This is a genomic window from Chryseobacterium sp. JUb7, from assembly GCF_024806495.1.
In the GTDB taxonomy this organism is placed as follows: domain Bacteria; phylum Bacteroidota; class Bacteroidia; order Flavobacteriales; family Weeksellaceae; genus Chryseobacterium.
In genome coordinates this window covers 147353-162916 of the sequence record NZ_JANUFF010000005.1, presented here as the reverse complement: position 1 = coordinate 162916, position 15564 = coordinate 147353, and the positions used below count along the sequence as shown (strand labels likewise).

9 protein-coding genes and 1 riboswitch are annotated in these 15564 nt (G+C 35.3%); of the genes, 6 read left to right on the top strand and 3 right to left on the bottom strand.

Features of this window, described 5'->3' with window-relative positions; genetic code table 11:
• Positions 1-93 precede the first annotated feature (93 nt).
• Positions 94-513, top strand: a complete 420-nt coding sequence (locus M2373_RS11515) for an OsmC family protein (protein WP_259110721.1) — start codon at positions 94-96, stop codon at positions 511-513.
• Between the two features lie 66 nt (positions 514-579).
• On the opposite strand, the gene M2373_RS11510 is transcribed toward M2373_RS11515, so the two are convergent.
• The 3 genes from M2373_RS11510 to M2373_RS11500 form a co-directional block, all read right to left on the bottom strand.
• The gene (locus M2373_RS11510; RefSeq protein WP_259110720.1) at positions 580-2259 is read right to left on the bottom strand and encodes a T9SS type A sorting domain-containing protein; all 1680 of its coding nucleotides are present in this window, start codon (positions 2257-2259) and stop codon (positions 580-582) included.
• 216 nt (positions 2260-2475) lie between these two features.
• Entirely contained in the window at positions 2476-6009 is a 3534-nt protein-coding gene (locus M2373_RS11505; protein WP_259110719.1) for a T9SS type A sorting domain-containing protein, read from the bottom strand.
• 310 nt (positions 6010-6319) lie between these two features.
• Positions 6320-8935, bottom strand: coding sequence for an MGH1-like glycoside hydrolase domain-containing protein (locus M2373_RS11500; RefSeq protein WP_259110718.1), 2616 nt, complete (start codon positions 8933-8935; stop codon positions 6320-6322).
• A 188-nt stretch (positions 8936-9123) separates the two neighbouring features.
• Positions 9124-9230: riboswitch (SAM riboswitch) on the top strand.
• Positions 9231-9295: 65 nt separating this feature from the next.
• On the opposite strand from M2373_RS11500, the gene M2373_RS11495 reads away from it, so the two are divergent.
• The 5 genes from M2373_RS11495 to M2373_RS11475 all read left to right on the top strand — a co-directional run bounded on the left by M2373_RS11495 (position 9296) and on the right by M2373_RS11475 (position 15563).
• Entirely contained in the window at positions 9296-10234 is a 939-nt protein-coding gene (locus M2373_RS11495) for an alpha/beta fold hydrolase (protein ID WP_259110717.1), read from the top strand.
• Position 10235: 1 nt separating this feature from the next.
• Positions 10236-11774: an ACT domain-containing protein gene (locus M2373_RS11490; protein ID WP_259110716.1), complete on the top strand. Its 1539-nt coding sequence runs from the start codon at positions 10236-10238 to the stop codon at positions 11772-11774.
• A gap of 347 nt (positions 11775-12121) precedes the next feature.
• On the top strand, positions 12122-13282 hold the full coding sequence (locus M2373_RS11485) for an O-succinylhomoserine sulfhydrylase (protein WP_259111093.1): 1161 nt from the start codon (positions 12122-12124) through the stop codon (positions 13280-13282).
• Between the two features lie 96 nt (positions 13283-13378).
• On the top strand, positions 13379-14389 hold the full coding sequence (locus tag M2373_RS11480; protein WP_259110714.1) for a homocysteine S-methyltransferase family protein: 1011 nt from the start codon (positions 13379-13381) through the stop codon (positions 14387-14389).
• Positions 14390-14471: 82 nt separating this feature from the next.
• The gene (locus M2373_RS11475; protein WP_259110713.1) at positions 14472-15563 is read left to right on the top strand and encodes a fatty acid desaturase; all 1092 of its coding nucleotides are present in this window, start codon (positions 14472-14474) and stop codon (positions 15561-15563) included.
• Position 15564: the final 1 nt, after the last annotated feature.

Here is a 15564-nt window from a genome sequence, read left to right as displayed (position 1 = left end):
GCTTCAGCAAGCTCAACATCGCACGGCTTAAAATTACTTGTAAGGATTAGTCATGCTGAACCTGTCGAAGCACTTTAAATATAATTTCAAAAAATGAAAATTACATTAAACAGAATAAACGACGATTTTTTATTTGAATGTACCAATTCACAGGGAAATTCAATATTGCTGGACAATACTACACAACCGGGAGCCAAAGGGGTTTCGCCAATGGAGAGTGTTCTTATGGCAGTTGCAGGATGTAGCGGGATAGATGTAGTTTCTATTTTGAAAAAACAAAGACAGGAAATCACAGGTTTTAAAGCAGAAGTTGAAGGGGAAAGAGTACAGGTAGAAGACGCAAAGCCTTTCAAGTCTATGCAGGTGAAATTTTATCTTGAAGGAAATATTGATCCTAAAAAAGCCGAAAAAGCAGCACAATTATCTTTTGATAAATATTGTTCTGTTTCGAAAACTTTAGAACCCAATGTAGAAATTGGATATGAGGTATATGTAAACGGAGAGAAAATTTAATCTTTTTTTTTAAATAAAAAAAAACCGGACTGGCAGTCCGGTTTTTTGTTTATGCTATTTTGTCAATTATCTTTTAATAACCTTTGTACTTTTAACTGAGCCGTCTTTCATGGTTAATGTTAAGATATAAACTCCTGCTTTTACCCCTTCAAGATGAAGTCCTGAAGAAGGATTGTCAAAAGTTTTTACTGCAACTCCTGAAAGATCTGTTACTACAGCACGTTTTACATTGTCTGATTTATCAATATTCAAAACATCTGTAAACGGATTCGGATAAGCTAATATTTGTTTTTGGGCTTTGGTTTCGCTGGTCGCTAAATTTAGAGGCTCCAAAGTTACCGTTACCGTCCATGTATTATTATCGACTTTATTGTAAGATGCATCGCAGCCTAAACTTTGATCACCCCACATTCTCCAGGCTCTTAATTCGAAATTAACATTTCCTGTCAGGTCATTAGCAAGAGCCAAACCTGTTCTGTTATAGGAGAATGTGCCTCCTGAAGAAGAAGATCCTGACGCAACATCTGTTTCAGTATTTCCGTTTGTTGTACAAACCAATAAACTTTTCTGTTCAGACATCCATGCACCTGCCTGTGCAGTCATTGTATAAGATACGCTGGTAGATTTTATTTTATATCCGGCCGGAACACTTACAGTAAGCGTACCCGGACAGCTTGTAGTTGATGTAGTCGTTGGAAGAGAGTCACTATATTCTGTGTTGATATCGCCTACAGAATAAGTAGTTGACAGCTGCCCGGTAACAAATTCTTTCATTCTCCAGAAACCTTGTGAAGAACCACAGTTTGATCTTACCCAGAAATAATAGGTTTGTCCGGTAGTTAAATTATTTAAAGTAGCAGTCGTTGTTCCTGCTGCCACACTTCCTGAAGGAGTCGTTGTTGCTGTAGGAGCAGTGGAGGCAGTACTGTAATAATACTGATATCCTGCTGAAGGAGCACTGGTTGGTGCTGTCCAGTTTAGCGTTGCTGTCGTAGTTGTCGTTGTAGAAGTGATATTGGTCGGAGCAGAGCATGCGTTATAAGCATCTGCCGAAAATGCAAAAATATTGGGAACGCCTCCGGATACTTTAGTTACAGTAACACTCTGGACATTCTTTGATTGATTGGCTGCATTAATAGCTAAAGGGATCTGATACAGCCTTGGATTGGTGCCACTTCCGGATTCCAGATTATCATTGGTAAGATTAATTCTTCCAATTCCCTGAATTGCATAACTGCTTCCTCCGTACCAGTCTGAGATATTTACTCCTGCAAATGATTGAGAGCTGCCGTCTGAAAAATTGACGTCCACATCTACGACACATGCTCCGCTACCTCCTGTTGCCAGCATATATAAACTGATAACCGGAATTGGATTTGAAAATGCAATCGTTCCGTTGCTTCCTGCAGCTTGCAGTCTTAATGAATTGTTGGAAGAATAAGAAGCGAGCTGATAACTCAATCCTGAAGTAGAGCCAACAGCCGTATTGATAATTCCGTTAATGGGAAGACCGTAGGAAAGTGGGGTGCTTGATCCTGTTAATTGAAAATCTCTTGATACAAAAGCATAGTTTACACCGTCTACATCATTATTTGTTGATGAAGCTGAAGTACCGATGCCATTGGCAATTACGTCAGCATTCAATCCACTTTGTATGGTGAGTGGCTGATATTCCTGAGCGTTAATAAGAGTAGTGAACATGCTTGACAGTACCAAGCCCGTAATAGGTAGTAGTTTTCCTTTCATAAGAATACTTTTTAGTTTTTGTGATGCTAATATAATTAATATATTGCAAATGATTCACTGTAATGATTAAAATAATATTAATTTTTTATTTATAACATGATAAATAAGTAGATTTATTATCTGTTGTTCTTAGTGTTTGTAAATACCATAGTGGGAAAATAAAAAGCCGCTCTTAATAAAAAGAAGAGCGGCTGAATTGAAAATAATTGTAACGAATTAGTTTTTAATGACTTTTTTCACAAAAGTTTCTTTCTCAGTAAATATTTTGAAGATATAGACTCCAGAAACATTATGCTGAATAGAGATTTTTGCTTTCTGAGCATTGATTCCCAGCTGTTTTTGGATAATTCTTCCTTGGATGTCATATATTTCGACAGATTTTATTTTTGAACTGGCATCTATATTTACATCTCCTTTTGTTGGATTTGGATAAACATTTACCGAAGAATCTCCTTTGACTATATCATCAGTACCCAAAGTGGCAGAACTGATATTGGTAATCGCTTCATTGGTTTCTACAGGATAATTGTAATCAAAATAAATATTTGCTTTAGTGCTTACGCTGTCTCCGGAAACGAGATTGTTTTTAGATTTTATTTTTAAGGCAATATTTCCATGTGCTGCCGCCGTAAGATTGATGTCTTTCATGATCATTTCTACTTTATTTTCCGTCACTTTTGTATAACTGTTGTGCGAAGTATTTTGTAATTGCAGAGAATTAATATCGAAATCATCAGGATTGATATCCATTTCTACAACAATATGAGTAGCTGGAGCAGTTCCTGTATTTTCAAAATTAATGATATAGTGAAGATATTTTCCTACCATTGATAATGGAATTGTATTTCCTTCGAGACAGGTAATATCATTGGGATCAAATGAGCCGACAACGGTTTGTTTGTAATTAAATGTATTGTCATCAGGATTTATATCTCCTGAAATGGGAGTTACATTTGCCGTAAAATTCAGAATATCTCCATTATTTACGGGATTTGTAGGATGGGTAGGAGTGTTGATTTTAAATGTGATTTCTGAAGATGAACTGGCATATGGTTTTAAATTATTAAAATTAAAACTAACTTGATTTCCTGAAACTGTTGAAGGTAAAACAGAAGAAATGAAAGCCATTTTTGAAGCATCGAAATTAAGGACTGCACTTCCGGAAAGGCTTGTATTCCCCTTATTTCTCCAGATTAATTTATATACGGCATCAAAACCAGGTCTTGCATCGGTGACCGGAGCAATAATTACTTCAAGATCTTTAGCATTTCCGTTCTTGGTAACGCAGATATTCTGAGTAAAAATATTATTGTTGTTATCGGTAAAATTAGTTGTGAACGTTGAAGGAGTAATGGTAAATAATGAAGGATTTTCTACTTCTGATGTCACTGTATAATTTCCTGCTTGGCTGTTGTATAGATTGTACTCACCGTTGTTTTTTACAAAAGTTTCTGAGGTAGTTGTTCCGTTGCTGATTTTTAGCTTTAAATGTTCAAAAGCTTCGTCGTTTGTATCACAGCCATTGGTGTTTTCGTCAAATCTTACAGTTCCGGTAATCGTATTATGATTTCCGCCTGGCTGAAAGTTGCAATAATCATTAATACTACAAACGATACCATCCATTGCAAGCCAATTTGTAAGATCTGTAATCTGAGACGCATCACAACAGATATATTGGAGATTAGGATAATTTCCTGTCATCTGAAAGGTTATGTTTTCATTGACGCCATTTTTAGCGAAAACTTTTTCTAAAGAAGAAGATTCGAGAAGTAAGGTTTCTAAGTTTGTACAGTTATTTACATTAAAAGTTTTTGTGAATGTGGAAGGATTTGTGAAACCTGTATTTCCAAAGAAATTACTGTAATCAAACTCATAAATTGTTTTGATCTTTGTATGTCCCGAAAAATCTACATCTACAATTCTGTTTCTTCCCATAATCAAAGCATCTAAATTTGCAAGATTGTGAATATTAAAATCAGTGAGATTATTATTAGATATATTCAAACTTTTTATAGAAGAAGATGTTCCGGTAACAGTAGAAATTAAATTAAATGAATTATCTAATGTTTGAAGATTATTGGGTAAAGCAGAAAGATTTAAGCTTGTAAATTTGTTTTTTGAAGCTAAAAGTTCGGTTAAATTATTGTTGTTTAATAATTCAAAATTTGCAAGTTCATTATGGCTGATGTCAATAGTATGTGCTCCGGTATTTTTTAATTTAAAATCATCAATTTTATTATAGCTTAGATTGACGAAAGATAAAGCTGCACAATCCTCTATGTCAACGGTTTTTAATTCTCCGGATTCAGGATAAGCCATCCCCGAGTTTGAATGTTCTAAGCTTGTAAGGCTTCCACAGTTTTTAATCGTAATATTCTTAAGGCCTTTCTGTCCCGGAAATCCAGCACTGGTAAGTGAAGGGCAGTTTTGAATATTCACAGACTGCAAAAACTCTGTAGCAAAATCTGGCTGAGGTGTGTAACTTGTATTAGAATTGTAAGATAATTCTATAACTACATTTTCCAGCATTGGAAGTCCATTAATATTCAGTTGTGTTATTTTATGATTCCGTAATCCTAAACTTTTAAGTTTTAAATTATTCGAAATCGTAAGATTTTGAAGTGTTCCGAAAAAATTGGTATTATAACCAGGATAGTACCATGGTGAACCTAAATAAAGATGCTCAAGATTAGGGGCAGGAGTTGCATCAAAAGAATCATTTCCGTATTTATCGATCCAAATATTTTTTAAGTTGGGAGAGTTTACCATCTGAAATGCATTAAATGAACTAAAAGAAGTCAGTTTTATTTCATTAAGCACAGGGCAGTTATTGGCACTGAAATTCCCAAGATATTCTGAGAAACAAGTAATACTTTGAAGGTTTATACAATTATCTGCATTCAGACCTCCAATATTTGAATCACCGGCAAGATCAATAGTCGTAAGAGCCGGACAAAAACTCACATTTAAACTCCCGAAATAATTTGGATTAACATTTGGAAGATTATACCCCATATTTATATTTACGGTATCCAGTAAATTGCAATGACTAAGGTTTAATTCTGTCAGTTTTAAAGAATTTATACTGACCTCTTTTAAAAACTGATGGTTACTTAGATTCAATGTGCCAGCTGTTACTCCAGAATTAATAGTACCTGTACTAAGCAATCTTATTGTTTCCAGATTTGTTAAATTTCCCAGATCATTCAAAATATTTTGTGTGCTTCCGGTCGGATAAATATTAAGCTCGACATTTTTTACAGATGGCGTATTTGTAAGGTTTTGAAGAGTAATTACGTTTACTTTGAGATTTTTAAGATTTAAACAATTGTTTATGGATAATATTCCGGGGGTGAAACTGGATGCTCCCTGAAATGATATATCTATATTTTCCAAAAGATTTAAATCTGAAATTGAAAGATTATTATCCGGAGAATTATGGTAATCTATATGTATTGTTTTAATATTTCTGAAAGACAAAATTCCTTGGTAGTTTTGTATAGGATTACTATTGGTACTGCTTATAAGTACCAAAGCTCCTACCTGATCAGCTTCACTTTGCTGTATTTGCCCGTCATTATTAGTGTCAATAGCAAAATAATTCCCGGCAAGATTTTGAGCTACAGGATTGTTTATCGATGAAGATAGAAGTTTCGCTTTAAAATTTGCATCCGGAATGTTTATGTTTTGGGCTTTGATTCCCAAGCTGAGCAATAAGAAAATTGAAAAATAAAATAATTTTGTTGTCATATTGTGTGTTTATAATGGTTATTTGTCTGACTGTAGACGTGATTATTTTTCTGAAATTATTATCAGAGCTCTAAAAGTTAAATCGAAAAATGTTTGGAATAAATAAACTTTTTGAATGTAAAAAGAAGTCGGGAAACAGTTGTTGTGTATTTCTGTTTTCCTAATATAGAGATTAGGAAAACAAGAGTAGAGTTTGTTTTCATTTGTTTGTGTTTTATTACTACAAATATAAATAAATTATTGAAAACTTATAATTTGTAAAAAATGAGGAATGCAAAAATAAAAAAGCCCCTTAAAAAGAGGCTTTGCATTATATTGTTAATCTGGGTTTCATCAGTTTGGCGACTGTTGCCGTCCATCCGGTTTGATGTGATGCACCGACCCCGCGACCGTTATCTCCATGAAAATATTCAAAGAAAGTGATATAATCTTTAAAATTTTCATCATAATTAAATTTGGCATTTCCACCATTGAAAGCACGTTCTCCGTTTTCATCTTTTAAGAATATTGAGCATAATCTTCCGCTGATATTTTGTGCCACTTCATCAAGATTTCTTTTGTCCCCGCTTCCGGTTGGCAATTCTACTTTCAGGCTATTCCCGTAATAAAAATGAAACCTTTGCAAACTTTCCACAATCAGAAAGTTAATTGGGAACCAAATCGGACCCCGCCAGTTGCTGTTACCTCCAAACATTCGGCTGTCACTTTCTGCAGGGGTATAATACACGACATTTTCATTGCCGTGAACGGAAAATTTGAAAGGATTTTCCTGATACACTTTTGACATCGCACGAATTCCGTATTGACTTAAAAACTCATTCTCATCAAGCATTCTCGATAAAACTTTTGTTAAACGGTTTTTTCGCAGAATACTCATCAGATGTTTTCTTCCATGACCTTCTTCTTCCCAGTGTGAAACCAATTTGGTCAGCTCCGGCTTGTTTTTTAGAATCCATTCCATTCTGGTTGTAAAATTTGGCATTTTATCAAGCAAATGGTGATCTATAATTTCGACAGCAAACATTGGAATCAATCCGACAATACTTCTCAGTTTTAAAGAAACACTGTTGCCGTTTCCAAGCTGCAGGACATCGTAGAAAAAGCCATCTTCTTCATTCCACAGACCTTTTGTGCCTTCACCAAGATTTTCCATAGCTTCAGCAATATAAAGATAGTGTTCAAAAAATTTGATTGCCATATCTTCGTAAACCTGATAATACTGAGCAAGTTCCATAGCAATTCGCATCATATTCAAAGCGTACATTGCCATCCAGCTTGTTCCATCGGCCTGTTCAAGATGCTGACCGTCCTTCAGTTCCATGTTTCGGTCAAAGGCTCCGATATTATCGAGTCCTAGGAAGCCTCCTCCAAAAATATTTTTGCCGTTTTTATCCTTTCTGTTGACCCACCATGTGAAATTTAACAACAGTTTTTGAAAAACTTTTTCTAAAAATAAAAGATCGGGTTTTCCGTTTTGTTTTTCATCAATTTTAAAAACGCGGAAACATGACCATGCATGAACGGGAGGGTTAACGTCACTCAGGTTCCATTCATAAGCAGGAAGCTGTCCGTTCGGGTGCATATACCATTCTTTCGTTAGCAAAAGAAGCTGCCCTTTTGCAAATTCAGCATCAATAATAGAAAACGGCACACAATGGAAGGCCAAATCCCAGGTTGCGTACCACGGATATTCCCATTTGTCGGGCATTGAAATAATATCCTTATTGTGCATGTGATTCCACTCCGTATTCCTTACGTAATTATTGAAATCTCTCGGAGCGTCAAAATTCGGATCTCCTTTAAGCCATTTTCCTACATTGTAATGATAGAACTGTTTATTCCAAAGTAAACCTGCAAAAGCCTGTCTCTGAACGTTTTTTTCATCATCATTATTGGTGTCATATTGAATTTCATTATAAAATTCATTGGCTTCATTAATTCTCGTTTCAAATATTCTGTCAAAATCAAGAAAAGGTTCATCCAGATCATTGGGAGACAATCTAAAATCAAATGTTTTTGACTGCCTGGCTGCAATCATATCATCAATCAGAAATGAAGCTTTTGTCCCTTTTTTTTCAGGATTAACGGTATTGCTTCCATAAATAATATAATCGTTAATACCATCCTTGAAATAGGTATTCCCGGGATAAGGAGCGCCGTATAATTTCGGATTGTTTGTTTCATTTTCACAGAAAACGCTTTCTGCATCAGTATTTCTTGAATAAAACTTTTTGATAGAAATGCTGTCATGATTGATGTTAATGCAGCCGTTATTAGAAGCATTTGCCTGACCTTTGTAGGTATTATAGCCCCATTTCCAGTTGTTTCTGAACCAAACTGTCGGAGCCACCACAATCGGAGCATCGGTTTCACTCCTGTTACAAACCGTAACACGAATTAAAAAATCATTATGATCTGCTTTGGCATATTCTATAAAAATATCGAAATATTCATCCTTGTCGAAAATTCCGGTGTCAAATATTTCGTATTCGGGTTCTTTCTTGCTGCGTCTGGCATTTTCAGCACGAAGATCATCATATGGAAATTCGTTGATAGGATATTTATACACCATTTTCATATAGCTATGAGTCGGTGTGTTATCTAAATAATAAAAAAGTTCTTTAATATCTTCACCATGGTTTCCCTGAGGGTTACTTAATCCAAAGAAACGCTCTTTTACCATTTTGTCTTTCTTGTTCCAGAATGAAAGGGCAAAACAAAAAAGCTGCTTTACATCAGAGATGCCTGCGATCCCTTCTTCCCCCCAACGATATGCATAGCTTTCAGCGTTATTGTGATTGGCGAAATTCCACGCGTCGCCATTTGAACTATAGTCTTCACGTACATTTCCCCACTGTCTGTTGCTGACATATGGTCCCCAATTTTTCCAGTTATTATCTTGTAATCTTTGTTTTTCGGCACTCATATTTCACCATTTTTCATTACGAAGGTAGCTTTTTTGAAAAAAAATTCCAACTTTCCAAATCTGAAGAATCGTTAATATAGTTTTAAAAACCTTCTGTTTATCAGTGTTTGTGATATTAAATTAAATTTTTATAAATATTTAAAAGAAATGTTCTATCTTTGCAGCATTCGATCATTCACATATTGAAAATGTTATCAAGAAAGGTTGAGGGATTAGACCCTGTGAAACCTTAGCAACCCTTTGCGAAAGCGAAGAAGGTGCTACGTTCTACCAAAATTATTTGGACAGATAACTTACTGAAGTTCTTTCAGCCATTTCTCATGGCATTTTCAAATTGTATTATCAAAAAGTATAATAGAATTGAAAACAGAACTAAACTATATTAATCTTTCGTATCAGACAAATTCCCAAAAGGAATGCCATATCCCGTTGAGCTACCAGCTTTTCGGGAAAGACCTGTTTTCAGCTCCGATTATTTTAGTGAATCATGCCTTAACCGGAAATTCTGATGTTTCAGGAGAAAAAGGATGGTGGAGAAAATTAATTGGTGAAAACCAGGTGATCGATACCAAAAAGTACACAGTTCTGTGTTTCAATATTCCCGGAAACGGCTATGATGATTTTTTAATTGATGATTATGAAGATTTCACAGCTTCAGATATTGCCAATATCTTTTTACAAGGTCTTGAAATTTTAAATATTAAAAGTTTATACGCCATTATTGGAGGGTCATTAGGAGGTGGAATCGGCTGGGAAATGTTGGTTCAACAACCCGATCTTGCCCAAATTTTCATTCCCGTTGCCTGCGATTTTAAAACCCACGATTGGCTTCACGCACAATGTCTGGTCCAGAAGTTTTTATTAAACCAAAATGATGAACCTCTACAAAAAGCCAGAATTCATGCAATGTTGTGCTACCGGACGCCTGAATCATTAAATGATAGATTTCAAAATAAATACAATCAACAAAAACAGAGGTTAGAGTCAGAAGATTGGCTGATTTATCACGGAAATGCTTTAAACGAAAGATTTAGTTTAAAGTCTTATAGGCTGATGAACCATTTGCTGATGAACATTAATGCTGATGAAAGCCAACTGGAAAAAATCCAGGCGCGAATGCACATGATCTCCGTTGATACAGATTTATTTTTCCCGGCTTCTGAAATCCGAATGTGTTTTGAAAAGCTTAAAGAAAAAAAGGAAAATGTTTTCTATCACGAGATCACCTCAATTCACGGGCACGACGCCTTCTTAATGGAATACGAACAATTAAATAATATTATTAAAAATATTTTGTAGAATGAAAAATGCTAACGAAATAAAATTTTTAAAAAACAGATCAATCATCAAATTTGAAGGAGAGGATTTCTTAGGTGAAATCGGGATTGACGGACGAATTTTTAAAGCGCTTACTTTAGCGAGAATTAGTGTTGGGGTAATTTCTCAGCAGGCCATTGAAAACGGACTGTCAATTTTAGTTCAGGAAGCTGATTCTGAAAAGGCGGTAAATTGCCTGATTGATGAATTTGAAGCGGAAAGAAAATCAGGGAAAGTTTCTCAGATTTACAGTATAAATAATGTGTCAGTGTTAGGCTTTGTTGCTGAAGATTTCAATAAAGTATTAGCAGAACTGGCTAGAAATAACGTTTTTCCATTGCTTTTAAGCCAAGTGGCAAGCGAAAAACGTATCAATATCGTGGTAACATCTTCTCAGGACGAAAAAGCAAAAAATATCATCGAATCTGAGATTTCTAAAAAGCCGAAAACGGTTCATTTAGCAATTATTGGTCACGGAAACGTTGGAAAGACCTTAATAGAACAGGTTTTAGAATCTTCGGATGAAATTAAAAGACGTAAAAAAATAGACTTAAAAGTTGTAGCGGTTGCCAATTCAAGAAAAATAGCTTTCAACAAAAAAGGGTTTGGTAATAATTGGAATAATGAGGTATTGACAGCTGAAAGTCCTTCTGATGTTCAGGAATTAATCAGATTCTCCAAAGAAAACCAACTGGAAAACCTGATCGTTGTCGATAATACGGCAAGTAAAGATTTTGTTCACAATTATCATGCGCTGGCAGAAAACGGTTTCGATTTGGTTTCTTCTAATAAAATCTTTAATACTCTTCCCATCGAAGAATATCGTAAACTAAGATATACGTTGAATAAAAATAACAGACGTTATTTATATGAAACCAATGTTGGTGCAGGTTTGCCGCTAATTGATACCATTAAATTATTACACCTTTCAGGAGAAAATATCACCAGAATTAAAGGGGTTTTCTCAGGTACATTAAGTTATGTTTTTAATAATTTTTCTTTGAGAGATGATAAGTTTTCAACAATCATCAACGAAGCCTTGGAAAAAGGTTACACAGAACCGGATCCAAGAGAAGATTTATCTGGAAATGACGTAGCTAGAAAGTTATTGATCTTAGCAAGAGAATTAGATTTGATTAATGAATTTGATGATATCAATATTCAGAACTTAGTTCCTGAAAGTTTACTTTCTGTGTCAAAACCGGAATTCCTTTCAAGACTGGAGGAATTAGATGAAGAATATCAAAAAATTAAAGAAAATCAGGAGCCGGGTCACGTTTTAAGATATGTTGGAGATTTACATGGAGACTTACAAAAAGATAAAGGGGAATTAGATGTGAAATTAATTTCTGTTCCTGCAACTTCTGCTTTAGGACAATTAAAAGGTTCGGATTCGATTTTCGAAATTTATACAGAAAGTTACGGTGAAAATCCGATTGTCATTATGGGGGCCGGAGCCGGAGCACAAGTGACAGCAAGAGGAGTCTTCGGAGATATTCTAAGAGTAAGCGAAACGAAATAATCAGCGAACCCGAAGGGTTCAATATTAGTAGCCGTAGGTGAAACCTATGGAAGAAATAATCAGCGAACCCGAAGGGTTCAATATTAGTAGCCGTAGGTGAAACCTATGGAAGAAATAATCAGAAAACCCGAAGGGTTCAATATCAATAGCCGTAGGTGAAACCTATGGAAAAATAAAAAATAACGGTAGGATGAAACCCCTATCAAAAAATAATAGAATAAAAATATAATAAAATAGTAACGCATCAATTTAAAAATTGAAAAAAATCATCATTAAATTGATGCATTGCTAAAAAGATAAACAGGTTTATGAGCGATAATTTTCAACCAGAAACTAACAACGAGCAACTGTCAAATTTTGAAACACTTGCCATCAGAACCCAAACGGAAAGAACTCAGTTTGATGAGCATTCAACGCCTTTGTATTTAACTTCCAGCTTTATTTTTCAGGATGCGGAAGATATGAGAGCGAGTTTTGCAGAAGAAAAACCAAAGAATTTGTACAGCCGGTTTTCAAATCCGAATGTAACGGAATTCACCGATAAAATTGCCAAAATGGAAGGTGCAGAAGCAGGATATGCTTTCGCAACAGGAATGGCAGCGATTTATTCAACTTTTGCCACTTTGCTTAATGCGGGTGATCATATTGTAAGCTGTCAGTCAGTTTTCGGTTCGACACACACGTTATTCACAAAATATTTTCCAAAATGGAATATTGAAACAACCTATTTCAAAGCGGAAGATGCTGAAAACGTTGAAAAATATATTCAGCCTAATACAAAAATTTTATATCTGGAAACACCTACCAATCCGGCGATTGAGGTGTTGGATTTAGAGTTTTTTGGACAGATTGCAAAAAAACATAATCTGATTTTCATTGTGGATAACTGTTTCGCAACACCTTATCTGCAACAGCCCATAAAATATGGAGCAGATATCGTGGTACATTCAGCAACAAAATTGATTGATGGGCAAGGTCGTGTTTTGGGTGGAGTAGCAGTTGGAAGAGAAGATTTAATTCGTGAAATTTATCTTTTCGCAAGAAATACAGGACCCGCAATGTCGCCTTTCAATGCCTGGGTTTTGTCAAAAAGTTTGGAAACGTTGGCAATCCGTGTTGAAAAACATTGTGAAAATGCTTTAAAGGTTGCTGAGTTTTTAGAAAGTCATCCGAATGTAGAATTGACGAAATATCCTTTCTTACCATCTCATCCAAGTTATGAAGTGGCAAAAAAGCAAATGAAGCTAGGCGGAAATATCGTAGCATTCGAAATAAAAGGTGGAATTGAAGGCGGAAGAAACTTTTTAGATAAAATTAAAATGTGTTCACTTTCTGCAAATCTTGGAGACACGAGAACTATTGTTACGCACCCTGCTTCTACAACGCATTCCAAACTATCAGATGAAGAAAGAAATGAAGTAGGAATCACAGCAGGTTTGGTTCGTTGCTCGGTTGGATTGGAAAATGTAGATGATATCATTGCAGATTTAAAACAGGCATTGGATTAACAACGAACCTGAAGGGTTCAACAACAATAGCCGTAGGTGAAACCTATGGATAAAATATCGATCACGAATTAATTCAACGATGAAAAAATAAATAAAATGAAAAATTCAGAACAATTATATAAAGCATTATCCGAAAGAATTTTAATTCTTGACGGAGCGATGGGAACAATGCTTCAACGATACAAATTTGAAGAAGAAGACTATCGTGGCGAGCGTTTCAAAGATTGGGAGCATCCTGTAAAAGGAAATAATGATTTATTGTCATTAACGCAGCCTCATTCAATCGAAGAAGTTCACAGAAAATATTTGGAAGCAGGAGCCGATATTCTGGAAACGAATACGTTTTCGGGAACTACAATTGCGATGGCTGATTATCACATGGAAGATTTGGTGTATGAATTAAACTACGAATCTGCGAAAATTGCCAGAAAAGTATGTGATGAATTCACGACTCAAAATCCTGACAAGCCAAGATTTGTAGCAGGTTCTATCGGTCCGACAAACAGAACGGCAAGTTTAAGTCCTGACGTAAACGATCCTGGTTACAGAGCCATCACTTTTGATGAATTGAGAATTGCTTATAAGCAACAGTCAGAAGCGTTATTAGACGGAGGTTCGGATATTCTGTTAGTGGAAACAATTTTTGATACGTTGAATGCAAAAGCTGCATTATTCGCGATTGATGAAATTCAGGATGAAAGAGGAATTAAAATTCCAATTATGGTTTCAGGAACGATTACTGATGCGTCAGGAAGGACTTTGAGCGGACAAACTGCAGAAGCGTTTTTAATTTCTGTTTCGCATTTGAATTTATTAAGTGTTGGTTTTAATTGTGCTTTGGGAGCGAATCAGTTGACACCTTATTTGGAAACATTGGCTCACAATTCAGAATTTCACGTTTCAGCTTATCCGAATGCAGGTCTTCCAAACGCTTTCGGAAAATATGACGAAACACCAGAAGATATGGCGGGACAGATTAAAGAATATGTAGAAAAAGGATTGATCAACATTATCGGAGGCTGTTGCGGGACAACGCCGGACCACATTAAAGCAATTGCAGATCTGGTAGCGCAATATCCCCCAAGAAAATTGAAGGAATTTGTCTGATTTAATAGATTTTTTTTATTGAATCGATAATAAAAGGAACGGTTTTTAATATTAAATTTAAATATCACACAAATTTAATATTATGGAAAAGCCGATTTACTTAAAAGATTCAGAGGATATAAAACTGTTTAATGAACTAAGAAAAAAAGTGAACCAGCGTGTAGAAGCCATTCCCGAAAACAGGGACATTTATATTCAGATCAAAGCCATTATTTTGCCTTTGGTCTATTTTGGTTTATATGTGTTTGCTCTTTTTAATGTGGATAAATCGTGGGTTTACATTTCGAGTTTTGTGTTGATGGGAATTTCTTTGGTGTTGATTTATTTGAATTTAATTCACGAAGCAGCCCACAATAATATTTACAAAAGGAAGAGACTAAACAGTTTGGTTTTGCAGATTTTCGATTTTGTAGGAGCGAATTCCTATATCTGGAAAAAAAGACATATCGCAGCACATCACGCTTATCCAAATGTTGATGGTTGGGATACCGACATCGAACAAAGCGGACTTTTATTAATCGTTCCATGGATTAAAGCGAAAGGTGTTCAAAAGTATCAACACTTCTTTTTCTTTCTGGTATATCCTTTATATCTTTTTAATTGGATGTTTATCCGAGATTTCAGAGACTTTTTCGACAAAGAAAGAGTGATTCTGAAAACGCAGGGAGCAATTCCGGCTATTGAAAAAGTGAAAATGGTTGCCTATAAACTGTTCTATTTTTTCTATCAGATTGCAGTTCCTGTTTTATTTTTTAAGGTATCTGTCGGTTTGGCTTTGGGAGCTTGGTTTTTGCAGGTAATCGCGGCGAGTATTTTTGCACTTTTTGTGTTGTTGCCTTTACATCCGCTTCCTGACAATGCCTTTCCGAGACTTGATGAAAAGAACGGACTGCCTTTTAGCTGGCTTCATCATCAATTTGAAGTCACCAATGATTTACAGGAAAATAACTGGTTTGTAAGAAATGTGCTGGGAAATTTCAACTTTCACGTTGCCCATCATCTTTTCCCTAACTACAGCTATTGCTATTATAATGAAATTACAGAGGAAATCGAAGAATTTGCCAAAGAACACAATTTGGCGTACAAAAGGTTTCCAATTTTTACTGCTTTGGGCAAACATGTTGATTTGCTGAAGCAAAATGCGAATAACGCATATTTTATTTTAGAAGAATAAA

Coding starts and splice junctions, on each gene's coding strand:
- M2373_RS11515 (WP_259110721.1), top strand. CDS start 94: ATGAAAATTACATTAAACAGAATAAACGACGATTTTTTATTTGAATGT.
- M2373_RS11510 (WP_259110720.1), bottom strand. CDS start 2,259: ATGAAAGGAAAACTACTACCTATTACGGGCTTGGTACTGTCAAGCATG.
- M2373_RS11505 (WP_259110719.1), bottom strand. CDS start 6,009: ATGACAACAAAATTATTTTATTTTTCAATTTTCTTATTGCTCAGCTTG.
- M2373_RS11500 (WP_259110718.1), bottom strand. CDS start 8,935: ATGAGTGCCGAAAAACAAAGATTACAAGATAATAACTGGAAAAATTGG.
- M2373_RS11490 (WP_259110716.1), top strand. CDS start 10,236: ATGAAAAATGCTAACGAAATAAAATTTTTAAAAAACAGATCAATCATC.
- M2373_RS11480 (WP_259110714.1), top strand. CDS start 13,379: ATGAAAAATTCAGAACAATTATATAAAGCATTATCCGAAAGAATTTTA.
- M2373_RS11475 (WP_259110713.1), top strand. CDS start 14,472: ATGGAAAAGCCGATTTACTTAAAAGATTCAGAGGATATAAAACTGTTT.